General features: G+C 36.7%; 1 protein-coding gene. It reads right to left on the reverse strand.

The annotated features are described in order from the left end of the window. Positions 1-490: 490 nt before the first annotated feature. Entirely contained in the window at positions 491-619 is a 129-nt protein-coding gene (locus tag ACJ5GX_RS07830; RefSeq protein WP_495292881.1) for a hypothetical protein, read from the reverse strand. Between the last annotated feature and the right edge of the window lie 13 nt (positions 620-632).

Raw genomic sequence — 632 nt, forward strand, 5'->3', positions numbered from 1 at the left:
CTTAAGGCACTTTCTATATCTGGTATCCTTATTTAAGGGCGGGGCACACCGGCTCCGTATCCATTCCGTATCCAGCTCTCGTCCGTAGTCAGGCACGTGATCGATCTGTGGTATGTACTATCTGTAGTTTATTATGTAGTCGCCAAGACGAAAGAAGGTTGTTTGAAATACTACCCTTTGCCGTCTATGCTCTTAAAGTGTAGATCGATCCGAATTGATACTCGAGGCTCTGTATGTTTTGCTTAATCAGCTCTACGCTTTTACTGAATTCACCTGGAAATAATAAAAATGTGCATCAGGAAATGAAAACGAGCATAATACATTTAAAAAAATATATGCTTTCTGAGATAAAGCCCGATATGACACTACATATGACACTCGGGATAATGTGCGGATTCTTCCGAAATAATTTATATTTTTTTATTATTTACTTTATTTATTAAAACACAAGTTCACTATCTTAAAACTAAACATAGTCCCACATACCTGTTTACACAGTTTGTCTGCAGGATCGATCTTTCAGGCTGGATAGCAAATTTTGAATTGTCCCTTTAACAACAGAAGCAAGCAAGTCATCTTTAAACAGTAGAGATAAGAACTGTTCTAATATCACTGACACACTTACTATTTAT

The organism is Wolbachia endosymbiont of Tuta absoluta, assembly GCF_059414725.1.